This is a genomic window from Geomobilimonas luticola (assembly GCF_018476905.1).
Taxonomy (GTDB): domain Bacteria; phylum Desulfobacterota; class Desulfuromonadia; order Geobacterales; family Geobacteraceae; genus Geomobilimonas; species Geomobilimonas luticola.
This window is the reverse complement of the sequence record NZ_JAHCVK010000018.1, coordinates 1-15,281: the sequence shown is the minus strand read 5'-3', so window position 1 is coordinate 15,281 and position 15,281 is coordinate 1. Positions and strand designations below refer to the sequence as shown.

The window sequence follows — 15,281 nt, the reverse complement described above, 5'->3', positions numbered from 1 at the left end:
GGTCTACGTGACCTATCGTCCCTATGTTTACGTGCGGTTTTGTTCTTTCAAATTTCGCCTTCGCCATGTCCGATTCCCTCCTTCGCGGAAATGTTTATCCCTTTACCTTCGCAATTATCTCTTCGGATACCGATTTAGGTACCTGCTCATAATGATCAAACGTCATGGTGTAGGTAGCGCGCCCCTGGGTCGCGGAGCGGACATCCGTCGCATAGCCGAACATCTGGGCAAGCGGCACCATCGCACTTACAACCTGGGCTCCTGCACGCCCCTCCATCCCCATAATCCTGCCGCGGCGTGAATTGAGGTCACCAATTACGTCGCCCATGTATTCCTCGGGGACAACAACCTCCACCGACATGATAGGCTCAAGGAGAACAGCTCCCGCTTTTTGACACCCCTCCTTGAATCCCATGGAGCCAGCGATCTTGAACGCCATCTCCGATGAGTCGACTTCATGGTAAGAACCGTCTATCAGGGTCACCTTGAAATCCACAACCGGGTACCCAGCGAGCACACCGGTATCCATGGCCTCTTGAATGCCTTTGTCGACAGCCGGAATGTATTCACGAGGAACCACGCCTCCCTTGATGCCATCGACAAATTCATAACCCTTACCCGGCTCCTGCGGTTCGAGCTCAAGCCAGACATGACCGTACTGACCACGACCACCGGACTGACGGACGAACTTGCCTTCCACCTTGACCTTTTTCGTGACCGTCTCGCGGTAGGCGACCTGCGGTTTGCCGACGTTTGCCTCAACCTTGAACTCACGCATCAGACGGTCGACGATGATTTCGAGATGGAGCTCGCCCATGCCAGAAATAATGGTCTGGCCGGTTTCTTCGTCCGTCTTGACACGGAAGGAAGGGTCTTCGCTGGCAAGCTTGGCCAGACTCGTTCCCAGCTTCTCCTGGTCAGCCTTGGTTTTCGGCTCGATGGCAATAGAGATGACCGGCTCGGGAAACTCAATTGATTCGAGAATGACCGGTTTGTCTTCGGGGCAGAGGGTATCACCGGTAGTCGTATACTTCAAGCCGACCGCTGCGGCGATATCACCCGCATAGACCTCTTTGATTTCCTCACGCTTATTGGCATGCATCTTGAGCAGACGACCGATGCGCTCTTTCTTGTCCTTGGTGGAGTTGAAGACATATGAGCCTGAGTTGAGTATGCCGGAATATACGCGGAAAAAGCAGAGTTGTCCGACAAAAGGGTCAGTCATGATCTTGAAAGCAAGAGCAGAGAAAGGTTCGCTGTCGGACGCTTTCCGCTCGATCTCGTTCCCCTTTTCATCAACACCCTTGATGGCGGGAATATCAACCGGCGCCGGGAGATATTCAACAACCGAATCCAGCAGCGGCTGCACCCCTTTATTCTTGAAGGACGAACCGCAAATAACGGGGCAGATGGCAATATCAATGGTCGATTTGCGAATCGCCGCCTTGATCTCGGCAGTGGTGAGCTCCTCGCCCCCGAGATATTTCTCCATAAGGGTTTCATCGTGGGAGGAAATCTCCTCGATCAGCTTTTCGCGGTATTCTGCGGCCAATTCCTGCATGTCGGCCGGGATGGGTTCCTCGTGATATTTAGCCCCCAAAGACTCCTCATCCCAGATAACCGCCTTCATCTCCACAAGATCGATAATACCCCTGAATGTATCCTCTGCACCGACCGGCAACTGAATCGGCACCGGATTGGCCCGAAGACGATCCTTGATCATGGAAACGCCCCGGAAAAAATCGGCACCGACGCGATCCATCTTGTTGATAAAAGCTAGACGGGGAACCTTATACTTGTCAGCCTGACGCCACACCGTTTCAGACTGGGGCTCAACACCGCCGACTGAACAGAAAACAGCGACGGCACCATCAAGCACCCGAAGGGAACGCTCAACCTCAATGGTGAAATCCACATGGCCAGGAGTGTCGATGATGTTGACGCGATGGTCATTCCAGTGACAGGTTGTGGCGGCAGAGGTAATCGTGATGCCACGCTCCTGCTCCTGCTCCATCCAGTCCATGGTTGCGGTGCCTTCGTGCACCTCGCCAATTTTATGGGAGACACCGGTATAATAAAGAATACGCTCGGTAGTCGTAGTCTTGCCGGCGTCAATATGAGCCATTATCCCGATATTACGGGTTCTTTCCAACGATACTTGACGTGCCACAAAAATCTCCTTCAGCTATATCTGCTATATAAACTACCAGCGGTAGTGAGCAAACGCACGATTGGCTTCTGCCATCCTATGAACATCTTCGCGCTTCTTCACAGCGGCACCACGATTGTTATAGGCATCGAGGATTTCACCGGCAAGCTTGTCGGTCATGGTCTTTTCCGACCGGTCAATGGCGTATTTTATCAGCCACCGCATGGCCAGCGACGTGCGACGCTCGGCACGAACCTCGATCGGCACCTGGTAGGTGGAGCCACCAACCCGGCGGGACTTGACTTCAAGCATCGGCTTGATGTTGTCGAGAGACTTCTTCAGCACCTTGACCGGCTCATCACCGGCTCGCTGGGACACCAGCTCAAGAGCACTGTAAAGCGCCCGCTCTGCAGTGCTCTTCTTGCCATCAAGCATCAATATATTAATCAGCTTCGCCACAACCCGGTCATTATATTTGGGGTCCGGCAGAATCACCCGTTTTGCTACTTCTCTTCTCCTCGGCATAACAACCTCTCAGTGTAAACTGTTTACTTGGGCCGCTTGGCGCCATACTTGGAACGGCTTTTCTTGCGATCCTTAACCCCAACCGAATCAAGGGTACCGCGAACGATGTGATAGCGAACACCCGGCAAGTCCTTGACCCTACCCCCACGAATCAGCACCACCGAGTGCTCCTGGAGATTGTGCCCCACACCGGGGATATATGAGGTAACCTCGATCCCGTTGGTAAGACGCACCCTCGCCACCTTACGAAGCGCGGAGTTCGGCTTTTTCGGCGTAGTGGTATACACCCTGGTACAGACTCCCCGTTTTTGCGGGCAGCTTTTCAAGGCAGGAGCGGTGGACTTATCCTTTTTGCTCTCCCTGCCGATACGGATCAACTGATTAATGGTTGGCATAATACACATTCTCCCACATGCTTGTGCGCAGGGCATTCTCCCTGCGGAAGCGACAAAAGTATCAAGGACTGTCAGACTTGTCAAGCTTTTTTTGATTTTTTTACAGGGGAGGTTTCCCTCCCCTGTAACATACTAAACTGCGGAACTCTCATCCTCAGCCACTTCCGGCTCAGGCTCAGACACCGGGTAATCGGGTGTTTCAGCCACAAGCTTGAGATTGCGATAACGGGAAAGCCCCGTACCGGCAGGGATAAGGCGCCCCATGATGACGTTTTCCTTGAGGCCGCGAAGGCTGTCAACCTTACCTTCAATGGCAGCCTGTGTCAAGACCTTTGTAGTCTCCTGGAACGACGCTGCAGAGATGAATGACTCGGTGGAGAGCGACGCCTTGGTGATCCCGAGGAGCAGCGGCTCGGCAATGGCCGGTTTGCCACCCTTGGCAAGCACTCGCTCGTTCTCTTCCTCGAATACCGTCCGTTCCAGCTGGTCGTCGATCAGGAGTGTCGTGTCTCCCACTTCCTTAATCCGGACCCGCCGCAACATCTGCCGGACAATTGTTTCGATGTGCTTGTCGTTGATCTTTACCCCCTGCAGGCGGTAAACTTCCTGCACCTCGTCCACGAGGTACTTCGCCAACTCTTTCTGGCCAAGGACCCGCAGAATGTCGTGGGGGTTTGACGAACCATCCATGAGCGCCTCGCCGGCCCGCACATGATCTCCCTCATGCACACTGATGTGCTTCCCTTTGGGAATAAGGTACTCTTTCGGCTCTCCCACTTCAGGGGTGACAATGACCTTGCGCTTACCCTTGGCATCCTTGCCGAAGGTAATGACACCGTCGATCTCGGTAATGACCGCATAGTCCTTCGGTTTGCGCGCCTCGAACAACTCGGCGACACGGGGAAGACCTCCGGTGATGTCCTTAGTCTTGGTTGTTTCACGGGGGATCTTCGCTATGACATCGCCAGCATTGACGAATGAGTCTTCCTGAACGGTAATATTGGCTCCCACCGGCAGGAAGTAACGCCCCATGGCGCTTTCGGCTATCTTGACCGTCTTGCCCGACTCGTCTTTGATGGTGATGCGAGGACGTTTGTCCTGATCGCGAGACTCGATGATGACCTTGCGGGAAAGGCCGGTAACCTCGTCGAGCTGCTCCTCCATGGTAACGCCTTCGACGATGTCACCAAACTTGATCTTACCGGAAACTTCGGTGAGAATCGGCATGGTATAGGGGTCCCACTCGGCGATAACGTCACCCTGCTTGATCGGCATGTCGGGTTTCGCCTTGATCATGGCACCGTACACGATGGCGTAGCGCTCCCGCTCCCGGCCGGTCTCATCCACAATGGCAACTTCGCCGTTACGGTTCATGACGACATGGTGGCCGTCAACATTGGTAACGCTGTTGATGTTGATAAACTTTACCCGACCCTCGTTGCGGGCTTCCAGCGAGGTCTGCTCTGCCCGCCGGGATGCAGTACCACCGATGTGGAAGGTCCGCATGGTCAACTGGGTTCCCGGTTCGCCGATGGACTGGGCAGCAATGACGCCAACCGCCTCACCCATATTGACCAGGTGGCCACGGGCAAGGTCACGTCCGTAACACTTGGCGCATATACCGCGCTTGCTCTGACAGGTGAGAACGGAGCGTATCTTGATTTTCTCGAGGCCTGAATCCTCGATCTTCTGCACGAGTGTCTCGTCGATCTCTTCGTTGGCTGCCACCAGCACCTCACCGGTAACAGGATCGAGGATATCGTCAAGTGCAACACGGCCGAGTATCCGGTCGCCGATGTGCTCAATGATCTCGCCGCCTTCGGTGAGAGCGGCAACCATCAGGCCATCCAGGGTTCCGCAGTCTGGTTCGGTGATGATGGCGTCCTGGGCCACATCCACCAGACGACGGGTGAGGTATCCTGAGTTTGCGGTCTTGAGCGCGGTATCAGCAAGACCCTTGCGGGCGCCGTGGGTCGAGATGAAGTACTGGAGAACGGTAAGACCCTCACGGAAGTTGGCGGTAATGGGCGTCTCGATGATCTCGCCCGATGGTTTGGCCATGAGACCACGCATACCGGCCAGCTGACGGATCTGCTGGGCGGAACCCCTCGACCCCGAATCGGCCATCATGTGTATGGCGTTGAACGAGGGAACTTTGACCTCGTTGCCGTCCGGGGACGAAACGGTATCCCGGGAGAGGTTGTCGAGCATCTCTTTGGCAATCTCTTCCGTCGATTTAGCCCAGATGTCGATAACCTTGTTGTAGCGTTCCCCGTCGGTGATGAGACCTTCGGTATACTGGTTCTGGATCTCCTTGACCTCCTCGGTGGCCCGGTCAATGATGGCAGGCTTCCCCTCCGGAATAACCATGTCATTGATGCAGATCGAAATACCGGCGAGGGTCGAATAGCGGAAACCGATCTCCTTCAGCTTGTCGGCAAGAATGACCGTTTCTTTGTTGCCGGCCAGCCGGTAACAGGTATCCACCAGATTGGAAAGCTCTTTCTTGGTCATTACCTTGTTGATGGCACCGAACGGCACCGACTCGGGAAGTATCTCGCGGAGGAGCACCCTGCCCGTGGTCGTTTCCACGATCTGCGGCTTCTCGTCGGCGGAGAGGTTCTTCATCCTCACCTTGATGCGGGCCTGCAGGTCAATCTCCCCTGCGTCGAATGCAATCCGCACCTCTTCGGGAGAAGCCAGTATTTTCCCCTCCCCCTGGGCAAAGAACTTCTCCCGGGTCATATAGTAGATGCCGAGAACCATATCCTGGGACGGCACGATGATCGGCTTGCCGTGGGCAGGAGACAGGATGTTGTTGGTACTCATCATCAGCACCCGTGTCTCCACCTGGCTCTCGATGGAGAGGGGGAGGTGGACCGCCATCTGGTCACCGTCGAAGTCGGCGTTGAACGCAGTACAGACGAGGGGATGGAGCTGAATCGCCTTCCCTTCGATGAGAACCGGTTCGAAGGCCTGGATGCCGAGGCGGTGCAGGGTCGGCGCCCGGTTGAGCATGACCGGATGCTCCTTGATCACCTCTTCGAGCACGTCCCATACCTCGGGACGTTCCTTCTCCACCATCTTCTTGGCACTCTTGATGGTGGTGACAAACCCCTTCTCCTCCAGTTTGTTGTAGATGAACGGCTTGAACAGTTCGAGCGCCATCTTCTTCGGCAGACCACACTGATGAAGCCGCAGTTCCGGGCCGACAACGATAACGGAACGACCGGAGTAATCGACACGCTTGCCGAGAAGGTTCTGGCGGAAACGTCCCGATTTACCCTTCAGCATGTCGGAGAGAGATTTGAGCGGCCGCTTGTTGGGGCCGGCTATAGCCCGGCCGCGGCGACCGTTGTCGAACAGGGCGTCAACCGCCTCCTGCAGCATACGCTTCTCGTTCCGGATGATCACCTCCGGCGCCTGCAACTCCATGAGCCGTTTCAGGCGGTTGTTCCGGTTGATGACCCTGCGGTAGAGATCGTTCAGGTCCGACGTGGCGAAGCGGCCGCCGTCGAGAGGAACGAGAGGGCGAAGCTCCGGCGGCAGAACGGGAATGCACTCGAGGATCATCCACTCCGGCTTGTTACCGGAAGCCTTGAACGCCTCCACGACCTTGAGCCGCTTGGCGGTCTTTTTCCGCTTGGCTTCGCTGGTAGCTTCGAGCATCTCGATGCGGAGTGTTTCGGCAAGGCCGTCCAGATCGAGGGCTTTCAGGAATTCACGAATGGCTGCAGCCCCCATGCCCGCCTCGAACTGACCGCCGTGCTCGTCCATCGCCTTCTGGTACTGGTCTTCGGAAAGGATCTCACCTGCGACCAGACCGGTATTCCGCGGATCAATCACCACGTAGGCCTCGAAGTAGAGGACCTTCTCCAGATCCTTGAGCGTGATATCGAGAAGGTTACCGATCCGGGACGGGAGTGACTTCAGAAACCAGATGTGGGCAACGGGCGTGGCCAGATCGATATGTCCGAGCCGTTCACGGCGTACCTTGGAGGGGATGACCTCTACGCCGCATTTTTCGCAGACGATTCCACGGTGCTTCATCCGCTTGTACTTGCCGCAGTTGCACTCGTAGTCCTTGGTGGGACCGAATATCTTGGCACAGAACAGACCGTCCCGTTCCGGCTTGAAGGTCCGGTAGTTGATGGTTTCCGGTTTTTTCACCTCGCCGAAAGAACGCTCGCGGATCTTGTCCGGCGACGAGATGGATATCCTGATGGATGAAAAGTGTAGCGGGTCCTTCGGTTTATCGAAAAAGCTGAAAATGTCTTCCAAAATATAATCCTCCTTCTGTGTAGGAGTGTTGTCTGGGTTAAAGTGAGTAACAGTCACGGCAGCGTGTGGTTGTCGCAGCGCGCCTGCCAGGCCAAACGGGATGCCTCTGCTTAGTCTTCATCTCCTTCCAGCAGTTCGACGTCGAGGCCGAGTGACTGGAGTTCCTTGATGAGGACGTTGAACGACTCGGGCAGGCCCGGTTCAAGGGTGTGTTTCCCCTTGACAATCGCCTCGTACATCCGGGTCCTTCCGGCCACGTCATCGGACTTGACCGTCAGGAACTCCTGTAGGGCGTAGGCAGCGCCATAGGCCTCCATGGCCCAGACCTCCATCTCCCCGAGACGCTGCCCACCGAACTGCGCCTTGCCTCCCAGCGGCTGCTGGGTGACCAGACTGTAGGGTCCGATGGAGCGGGCGTGAATCTTGTCGTCAACAAGGTGATGAAGCTTCAGGACATACATGACGCCGACCGTGACCTTGTGCTTGAACGGTACACCGCTCTTGCCATCGTACAGGGTAACCTGAGCACCGGCATCGAAACCTGCCTTGCCCAGCATGCTGACGATCCCGCTCTCCGAAGCCCCCTCGAAGACCGGAGAAGCCATCGGTACCCCGCGCTTCAGACGCTTGGCAACCTTTACCAGTTCGTCATCCCCGAGGCCGTCGAGGAACTTGTTCATCTCCTTGTCACCATAGACTTCCTTGAGATACTTCTTGATCCCCGCCGAAGGCGACGATTTCTCGAGCATCTCTTCGATCTGCCAGCCGATACCCTTGGCCGCCCACCCCAGGTGGGTTTCCAGTATCTGCCCCACGTTCATACGGGACGGAACACCGAGAGGGTTCAGGACAATCTCTACCGGACGACCGTCCTCCATATACGGCATATCCTCTTCCGGCAGGATGCGGGAGACGACACCCTTGTTACCGTGACGGCCCGCCATCTTGTCACCGACCTGCAGCTTGCGCTTGATGGCAATATAGACCTTGACCATCTTGATGACGCCGGGGGGAAGATCGTCGCCCCGCTTCAGTTTCTGCACCTTGTCGTCGAAGACGTACTTGATGATGTCGATCTGCTGGTTGAGGGTGACCAGGATCTGAGCAACCTTCTCCTCAACCCCTTCCTCCTCGACTACGGACAGTTCGTCCCAGCGATCCATGGGGATGGAAGCCAGAGCCTCCTCGCTGATCTTCTTGCCTTTGACGATGACGACCTTGCCGCCTTTACCTTCTACCTTGACACCGGCGGTCTTCCCTACCAGGAGCTTCTTCAGCTTGCCGATGGCCGAATCCCTGATGATACGGATCTCGTCCTGTTCATCCTTGCGGAGTTTTTCCTCCTCGGCCTTCTCGATAAGTTCGGTACGGGAATCCTTGTCCGAACCCTTACGGGAAAATATTTTCGCCCCGATGACCGTTCCTTCGACGCCAGGGGGAACACGCAGGGAGGTGTCACGCACATCACCGGCCTTTTCGCCGAAGATGGCGCGCAGCAGTTTCTCTTCCGGAGAAAGCTGGGTTTCGCCCTTGGGAGTGATCTTCCCGACCAGGATATCCCCCGGCTTCACCTCCGCGCCGATGCGGATGATACCCGACTCGTCCAGGTCCTTCAGGGCCTCGTCACCAAGGTTAGGAATGTCGGATGTGATTTCTTCCTTTCCCAGCTTGGTGTCGCGGGCAACGCACTCGAACTCCTCAATATGAATCGAGGTATAGCGATCATCCTTAACCAGTTTCTCGGAAATGAGGATGGAGTCCTCGAAGTTGTACCCGCCCCAGGGCATGAAGGCTACCAGCACGTTCTGGCCGAGTGCCAGTTCCCCCATGTCGGTGGAGGGGCCGTCAGCGATGACGTCTGTTCGCTTTACCACATCGCCGACCTTTACCACCGGCCGCTGGTTGATGCAGGTATTCTGGTTGGAACGGGCGAACTTGATCAGGTTGTAGATATCGACACCGGTACCGGTCTCGTCATATTCGCTTTCGTCGATCTTGACCACGATGCGGGAGGCGTCAACCGACTCCACCACGCCGTTGTGGCGCGCCACCACCGATACCCCGGAGTCCCGGGCGACAACCCGCTCCATGCCGGTTCCGACAAGGGGCGAATCGGCTCGCAACAGCGGCACCGCCTGGCGCTGCATGTTGGACCCCATGAGAGCGCGGTTGGCGTCGTCGTTCTCCAGGAACGGGATGAGGGAAGCGGCAACCGATACCAGCTGCATGGGTGCCACGTCCATCAGCTCCACCTCGTCCCGACCGACAAGTACGAATTCGCCGCTTTTGCGGGCAGAGATGTAGTCGGAAGCGAAGCGTCCGTCCTTGTCAATCTCGGCGTTTGCCTGTGCTATGGCATGCCCTTCCTCCTCAAGAGCTGAGAAGAAGCGGACCTCTGAAGAGACCTTCCCTTCCTTGACGAGGCGGTAAGGGGTTTCCACGAAACCGTGTTCGTTGATGCGGGCATAGGTGGAAAGGGACGCGATAAGACCGATGTTCGGCCCCTCAGGCGTCTCGATGGGGCAGACCCGCCCGTAGTGGGTCGGATGGACGTCGCGGACCTCAAAGCCGGCTCGCTCCCGGGTAAGACCGCCAGGTCCCAGTGCAGACAGGCGGCGCTTGTGGGTAACCTCGGAAAGCGGGTTGGTCTGGTCCATGAACTGGGAAAGCTGGGACGAGCCGAAGAACTCCTTGACCACCGCAGACACCGGCTTGGAGTTGATGAGGTCGTGGGGCATGAGGTTCTCCACCTCCTGCAGGCTCATCCTTTCCTTGATGGCCCGTTCCATGCGCACAAGCCCGATCCGGTACTGGTTTTCAAGGAGCTCGCCTACCGCACGGACCCGCCGGTTGCCGAGATGGTCGATGTCGTCAATGGTCCCCTTGCCGTTCTTGAGATCGATGAGGTACCGGACAACTTCCAGAACATCGTCCTTGGTAAGGGTCTGGCAGTCGAGGGGAACGTTCAGCCCCAGCTTGTAGTTCAGCTTGAGACGCCCTACAGCCGAAAGATCGTACCGCTCGGCATTGAAGAACAGGTTCTCGAACAGGGCGAGGGCACTTTTCAGCGTGGGGGGATCACCCGGACGGAGGCGACGGTATATCTCGATGAGGGCATCGTCCGTTGAGGAAATCTTGTCCACCATGATGGTGTCCCTCAGGGACGAGGTGACATGCAGGTTATCGATGAAGAGCACCTTGAAAGATGCTATGCCGCGTGTCCTGATTTCTTCCAGGCGGGTCGAGGTGATTTCCTCGTTGCATTCCACGAGGACTTCGCCGGTGGCCGGATCGACAATGTCATGGGACGCAAACTTGCCCAGCAGATCATCCGCCATGATCGGGATGGTCTTGATATCGTGCTCGGTCATCTTGCGTATGGCGGCCTTGGTGAATTTCCGGTTTGCCTTGACCAGCACTTCACCCGTCGCCGGATCGACGATATCGATAGCGGCCTTCTGGGTGGTAAGGAGTTCCGGATCGACGCTCTTGAGCATCGAATCGCCGGTCAGAAAAATTTCTTCGCTCCGGTAGTAATAGTTGAGAAGTTCCTCGGCTGAATAGCCGAGTGCCTTCAGCAGAACCGTGGCCGGCATTTTGCGGCGACGGTCAATGCGTACAAAGAGAATATCTTTATGGTCAAACTCGAAGTCAAGCCAGGAACCGCGGTACGGAATCACCCGTGCGGAATAGAGCACCTTGCCGCTGGAATGGGTCTTCCCCTTGTCGTGGTCGTAGAAAACGCCTGGAGAGCGGTGCAACTGGCTGACGATAACCCGCTCGGTACCGTTGATGATAAAGGTACCGTTCTCGGTCATCAGCGGAATCTCGCCGAAATAGACCTCCTGCTCCTTGATGTCACGTATGGAGCGGGAGTTGCTCTCCTTGTTCACGTCCCAGACCACTAGGCGCACCTTGACCTTCATGGGGGCGGCAAAGGTCATGCCCCGCTGGTGACACTCCTCCACGTCATACTTGGGGGTGCCCAGGCCATAGGAGACGTACTCGAGGGATGCGGTCTCGCTGAAATCCCTGATGGGGAAGACGCTCTTGAAAACCGCTTCGAGACCGCTGTTTTTGCGGGTTTCTGCTGGCACATCGAGTTGGAGAAATCGTTTGTAGGAGTTTTTCTGGATGTCAATCAGGTTGGGGATGTCGATGATTTTCTTTATTTTTGCAAAATTCTTACGCAGCAGGGGGTTATTCGCAATTGAATAAGCCATTAAAGGGGTCTCCTTCGTTGCAATGCTCAAAAGGCGTGGGCACTTTTGGCAGACTACCTGAACAGTAATCATTTCAAGTAGTTGGCGTCACGAAGCACTAGCCCGCCAACAAAATAGAACAGCCAAGGCCGCACGGGGCGACCTTGGCTCGTACCGCTCTTACGAGAGAATGCTTATTTAACTTCCACTTCGGCGCCGGCTTCCACCAGCTGCTTCTTGGCTTCTTCTGCTTCTTCCTTGGAAACACCGGTTTTGAGGGGCTGGGGAGCTCCGTCCACCAGGTCCTTGGCTTCTTTCAGGCCGAGGCTGGTAAGTGCGCGGACGACCTTGATGACGGCGATCTTGTTGGCGCCGGCAGCCTTGATGATGACGTCGAACTCGGTTTTTTCCTCAGCAGCCTCGGCAACAGCGCCGGGAGCAGCCACAGCAGCCACGGCCACCGGAGCGGCGGCGGATACGCCGAATTTCTCTTCAAGCTCTTTCACCATTTCGGCAAGCTCGAGCACGGACATTTTTTCGATAAAGCTGATCACATCGGCTTTGGTAATTTCTGCCATTGTTGTATTCCTCCATTTATTAAGTGTGTGTTTTTAAATAGCGGGGAGCCTATTGAACTTCCCGGTCTGGTATCAGTTGCCTTCTTTTTTGGCCCGTATAGCGTCGAGAGCCCGCACGAAACTGCCGGGAACCGCTGCCAGAACACCGACGAAATTGGTAGCCGGGGCCTGCATGGAGCCGAGCATTTTTGCGATGAGCACTTCACGGCTCGGCAGGTCTGCCAGTGCCTGGATATCCGCAGGGCTGATCGTCTTGCCCGACAGCAGGCCAGCCTTAAGGGTAAACGGGTTGGTCTGTTCCTTGGCGAACTTGGACAGCACCTTGGCGGCAGCGACCGGGTCGTCGTAGCTCAGGGCAATGGCGGTCGGACCGGCATAGTAGGGGTTCAGTGCTGCTTTGTCCGTATCCTTGGATGCCAGCTCAAGCAGCGTGTTCTTGACGACCTTGTACTCGACTTCCGCCTTGCGCAGTTCTTCACGCAGCGCCGTTGCCTGGGCCACGGTCATACCGCGATAGTCGGCAAGAAACACCGCCTTGGCGCGCTGCAGCTTGTCGTGCATTTCGGTTACAACTTGCTGTTTGTTTTCTTTATTCAAGCGCCTTCCTCCTTTCTTTTGGTATAAGGGCTTGCGCCCCCGCCAAAGTCAGGAAGCTGCAGGAGATAATCCTTCAACGACCCAAGTCTCGGCAGGCTGAAAATTTTAAGCCGGCACGCACCGTGCCCGACGCCTGCTGTCTGTGACTTTGGCTTGCTGCTACTGCCGTATATTAAAGCTGTGCCGACACTTCCGACACATCGAGGCGAACACCAGGGCCCATCGTAGACGAAATGCAGATCTTTTTCATGTAGGTACCCTTGGCGGCCGACGGTTTAGCCTTTACAAGCGCATCCAGCAGAGCCAGGATGTTCTCCTTCAGCTTCTCCCCATCGAAAGAGACCTTGCCGACCGGCGCATGGATGATGCCAGCCTTCTCCACGCGGAATTCCACCTTTCCGGACTTGGACTCCTTGACAGCACGGCCGACATCGAAGGTTACCGTACCGACCTTCGGGTTGGGCATGAGGCCGCGGGGACCGAGGAGCTTACCGATCTTGCCGACAACTCCCATCATGTCAGGCGTGGCAATGGCCGTATCGAACTCGAACCACCCTTCCTGGATCTTCGCCACCAGGTCCTCAGCACCGACAAAATCGGCACCTGCATCCCGTGCTTCCTTCTCTTTCTCACCCTTGGCAAACACGAGAACCCGAACATCCTTCCCCAGGCCGTTAGGGAGAACAACCGCACCGCGAACCATCTGGTCGGCATGGCGCGGATCGACACCGAGTCGCACGGACACGTCAACGGTTTCGTCAAACTTGGCATAGGTGGAGCTCTTAACCAGATCAATCCCGTCCTGCAAGGGGTAGCTCTTGGCTCTGTCTACCTTGGCAAGGGCCTCTTTAAGTTTTTTACCGTTCTTAGGCATTTCTCGTCACCCTCTCTTGTCTCTAAACAATATCCACGCCCATGCTGCGGGCGGTACCTTCGATGGTATTCATGGCAGCCTCAATGCTGGCAGCATTGAGGTCCGGCATCTTTTTCTGGGCAATTTCCCGGACCTGGTCCTTGGTCAGTTTCCCAACCTTGGTCTTGTTGGGAACGCTGGACCCGCTTTCAATACCGAGAGCCTTCTTGATGAGGACCGAAGCCGGTGGCGTCTTGGTGACGAAACTGAAAGACCGGTCCGCAAAAACCGTGATGACGACCGGCGTGATGGTGCCTTCGTCAGCCTGGGTCTTGGCGTTGAACGCCTTGCAGAATTCCATGATATTCACGCCATGCTGACCGAGGGCCGGACCGATCGGCGGGGACGGGTTGGCTTTGCCAGCCGGTATCTGCAGCTTGATATACCCTGTGATTTTTTTTGCCATTGCTCTGCTCCTTTTGCGCTCTTCCTGAAAACTTTCGTATAGGATCGGTGCGGACGGTCAAACCGCCCTACTGCTTCTCTACCTGCATGAATTCCAGCTCTACCGGCGTGGCGCGGCCGAAGATACTGACCATGACCCGCAATTTACCCTTTTCGGGCTTGACATCCTCAACGACGCCGGCAAAGTTCAGGAACGGTCCGTCGATAACCCTGACCGTCTCTCCCACCTCGAACAGTACCTTGGGGCGGGGCTTTTCTGCCCCCTCCTCCATACGGCGCGTGATTTTGCCGACCTCATCGTCGGGGATGGGGAACGGGTTGTTGCCGCCGACAAAACCGGTCACCTTTGCGGTTTCCTTGACAACATGCCAGGTATCGTCGTTCAACTCCATGTTGACCAGAATATAGCCTGGGAAAAACTTGCGCGAGGAGGTCCGCTTTTCGCCTTTCTTGAGCTCGACAACCGTTTCGGACGGTATCAGCACATCGCCAAAGGAATCCTCAAGCCCCAGATTCTTTATCCGCTCAAGGAGCGAGAGCCGCACTTTATTTTCAAATCCGGAATACGTATGTACGCCGTACCACTTTTTCGCCATGGAAAGTTCCTTACCCCAGAATCCTGCGCATCAGCTTCGCCAACACCACGTCACAAGCCCCGAGGTAGAGGGAGATGATGACGATGATCACTACCACAACCCATGCGGTGGCAACGGTTTCTTTGCGAGTCGGCCAGGTCACCTTCCCCAGCTCAACTTTTACCTCTTCCAGAAAATTCTTGGTTTTGGCCAGCACGCGTCACACCCCGTAACATTATTGGTAAAATGGCAGGCCAGGAGGGATTCGAACCCCCAACATCCGGTTTTGGAGACCGGCGCTCTAGCCGTTAGAGCTACTGGCCTGCAGCCAGTGGTCACAGTTGCACTGCGACCGTTTTCCCAGTCTACTTCGTTTCCTTGTGGGGAGTATGCTTCTGACAGAAGCGGCAGTATTTGCTGAATTCCAGCTTTTCGGGCGTGGTCTTCTTGTTCTTGGTGGTGGTATAGTTTCTCTGCTTGCACTCGGTGCAGGCAAGCGTAATGATGTCTCTCATTGCTCTCTTCCTTTATGACGATATACAGGGGCGACCGATCGATCGCCCCTGCGAGTGTGCAATTATTCGATGATGGAGCTGACCACGCCGGCACCGACCGTACGGCCACCTTCGCGGATCGCGAACCGCAGTCCTTCGTCCATGGC

General features: G+C 56.0%; 13 protein-coding genes and 1 tRNA gene. All 14 read right to left on the bottom strand.

What is annotated here, in order from left to right; all coding sequences use genetic code 11:
• Positions 1-94: 94 nt before the first annotated feature.
• Complete coding sequence (fusA, locus tag KI810_RS17005; protein WP_214176768.1) at positions 95-2,170, bottom strand: elongation factor G; 2,076 nt, start codon at positions 2,168-2,170, stop codon at positions 95-97.
• 33 nt (positions 2,171-2,203) lie between these two features.
• Positions 2,204-2,674 (bottom strand): 30S ribosomal protein S7, encoded by a 471-nt coding sequence (rpsG, locus tag KI810_RS17000; RefSeq protein WP_214176767.1) that lies wholly within the window; start codon positions 2,672-2,674, stop codon positions 2,204-2,206.
• A 23-nt stretch (positions 2,675-2,697) separates the two neighbouring features.
• Entirely contained in the window at positions 2,698-3,069 is a 372-nt protein-coding gene (gene rpsL / locus KI810_RS16995) for a 30S ribosomal protein S12 (RefSeq protein ID WP_214176766.1), read from the bottom strand.
• Between the two features lie 132 nt (positions 3,070-3,201).
• On the bottom strand, positions 3,202-7,350 hold the full coding sequence (gene rpoC, locus KI810_RS16990) for a DNA-directed RNA polymerase subunit beta' (protein ID WP_214176765.1): 4,149 nt from the start codon (positions 7,348-7,350) through the stop codon (positions 3,202-3,204).
• 110 nt (positions 7,351-7,460) lie between these two features.
• The gene (gene rpoB, locus KI810_RS16985; RefSeq protein WP_214176764.1) at positions 7,461-11,573 is read right to left on the bottom strand and encodes a DNA-directed RNA polymerase subunit beta; all 4,113 of its coding nucleotides are present in this window, start codon (positions 11,571-11,573) and stop codon (positions 7,461-7,463) included.
• Positions 11,574-11,746: 173 nt separating this feature from the next.
• Positions 11,747-12,130 (bottom strand): 50S ribosomal protein L7/L12, encoded by a 384-nt coding sequence (gene rplL, locus KI810_RS16980; RefSeq protein WP_214176763.1) that lies wholly within the window; start codon positions 12,128-12,130, stop codon positions 11,747-11,749.
• Positions 12,131-12,202: 72 nt separating this feature from the next.
• Entirely contained in the window at positions 12,203-12,727 is a 525-nt protein-coding gene (gene rplJ, locus KI810_RS16975) for a 50S ribosomal protein L10 (protein WP_214176762.1), read from the bottom strand.
• Positions 12,728-12,899: 172 nt separating this feature from the next.
• Positions 12,900-13,601, bottom strand: a complete 702-nt coding sequence (rplA, locus tag KI810_RS16970) for a 50S ribosomal protein L1 (protein WP_214176761.1) — start codon at positions 13,599-13,601, stop codon at positions 12,900-12,902.
• 22 nt (positions 13,602-13,623) lie between these two features.
• Entirely contained in the window at positions 13,624-14,046 is a 423-nt protein-coding gene (gene rplK / locus KI810_RS16965; protein ID WP_214176760.1) for a 50S ribosomal protein L11, read from the bottom strand.
• A gap of 67 nt (positions 14,047-14,113) precedes the next feature.
• Positions 14,114-14,641: a transcription termination/antitermination protein NusG gene (nusG, locus tag KI810_RS16960; RefSeq protein ID WP_214176759.1), complete on the bottom strand. Its 528-nt coding sequence runs from the start codon at positions 14,639-14,641 to the stop codon at positions 14,114-14,116.
• A 10-nt stretch (positions 14,642-14,651) separates the two neighbouring features.
• A complete protein-coding gene (gene secE / locus KI810_RS16955; RefSeq protein ID WP_214176758.1) occupies positions 14,652-14,837 on the bottom strand; it encodes a preprotein translocase subunit SecE in 186 nt (61 codons plus the stop codon).
• Between the two features lie 30 nt (positions 14,838-14,867).
• A tRNA-Trp gene (locus KI810_RS16950) sits at positions 14,868-14,944 on the bottom strand.
• 41 nt (positions 14,945-14,985) lie between these two features.
• A complete protein-coding gene (gene rpmG, locus KI810_RS16945; RefSeq protein WP_214176757.1) occupies positions 14,986-15,135 on the bottom strand; it encodes a 50S ribosomal protein L33 in 150 nt (49 codons plus the stop codon).
• Between the two features lie 62 nt (positions 15,136-15,197).
• Positions 15,198-15,281: EF-Tu C-terminal domain-related protein (locus KI810_RS16940; RefSeq protein WP_214176769.1), on the bottom strand; the 84-nt coding region annotated here is incomplete at its 5' end.

What these genes read in the sequence shown, in the direction of transcription:
- rpsG (WP_214176767.1), bottom strand. Translation starts at nt 2,674, where the DNA reads ATGCCGAGGAGAAGAGAAGTAGCAAAACGGGTGATTCTGCCGGACCCC.
- rpsL (WP_214176766.1), bottom strand. Translation starts at nt 3,069, where the DNA reads ATGCCAACCATTAATCAGTTGATCCGTATCGGCAGGGAGAGCAAAAAG.
- rpoB (WP_214176764.1), bottom strand. Translation starts at nt 11,573, where the DNA reads ATGGCTTATTCAATTGCGAATAACCCCCTGCTGCGTAAGAATTTTGCA.
- rplL (WP_214176763.1), bottom strand. Translation starts at nt 12,130, where the DNA reads ATGGCAGAAATTACCAAAGCCGATGTGATCAGCTTTATCGAAAAAATG.
- rplA (WP_214176761.1), bottom strand. Translation starts at nt 13,601, where the DNA reads ATGCCTAAGAACGGTAAAAAACTTAAAGAGGCCCTTGCCAAGGTAGAC.
- rplK (WP_214176760.1), bottom strand. Translation starts at nt 14,046, where the DNA reads ATGGCAAAAAAAATCACAGGGTATATCAAGCTGCAGATACCGGCTGGC.
- nusG (WP_214176759.1), bottom strand. Translation starts at nt 14,641, where the DNA reads ATGGCGAAAAAGTGGTACGGCGTACATACGTATTCCGGATTTGAAAAT.
- rpmG (WP_214176757.1), bottom strand. Translation starts at nt 15,135, where the DNA reads ATGAGAGACATCATTACGCTTGCCTGCACCGAGTGCAAGCAGAGAAAC.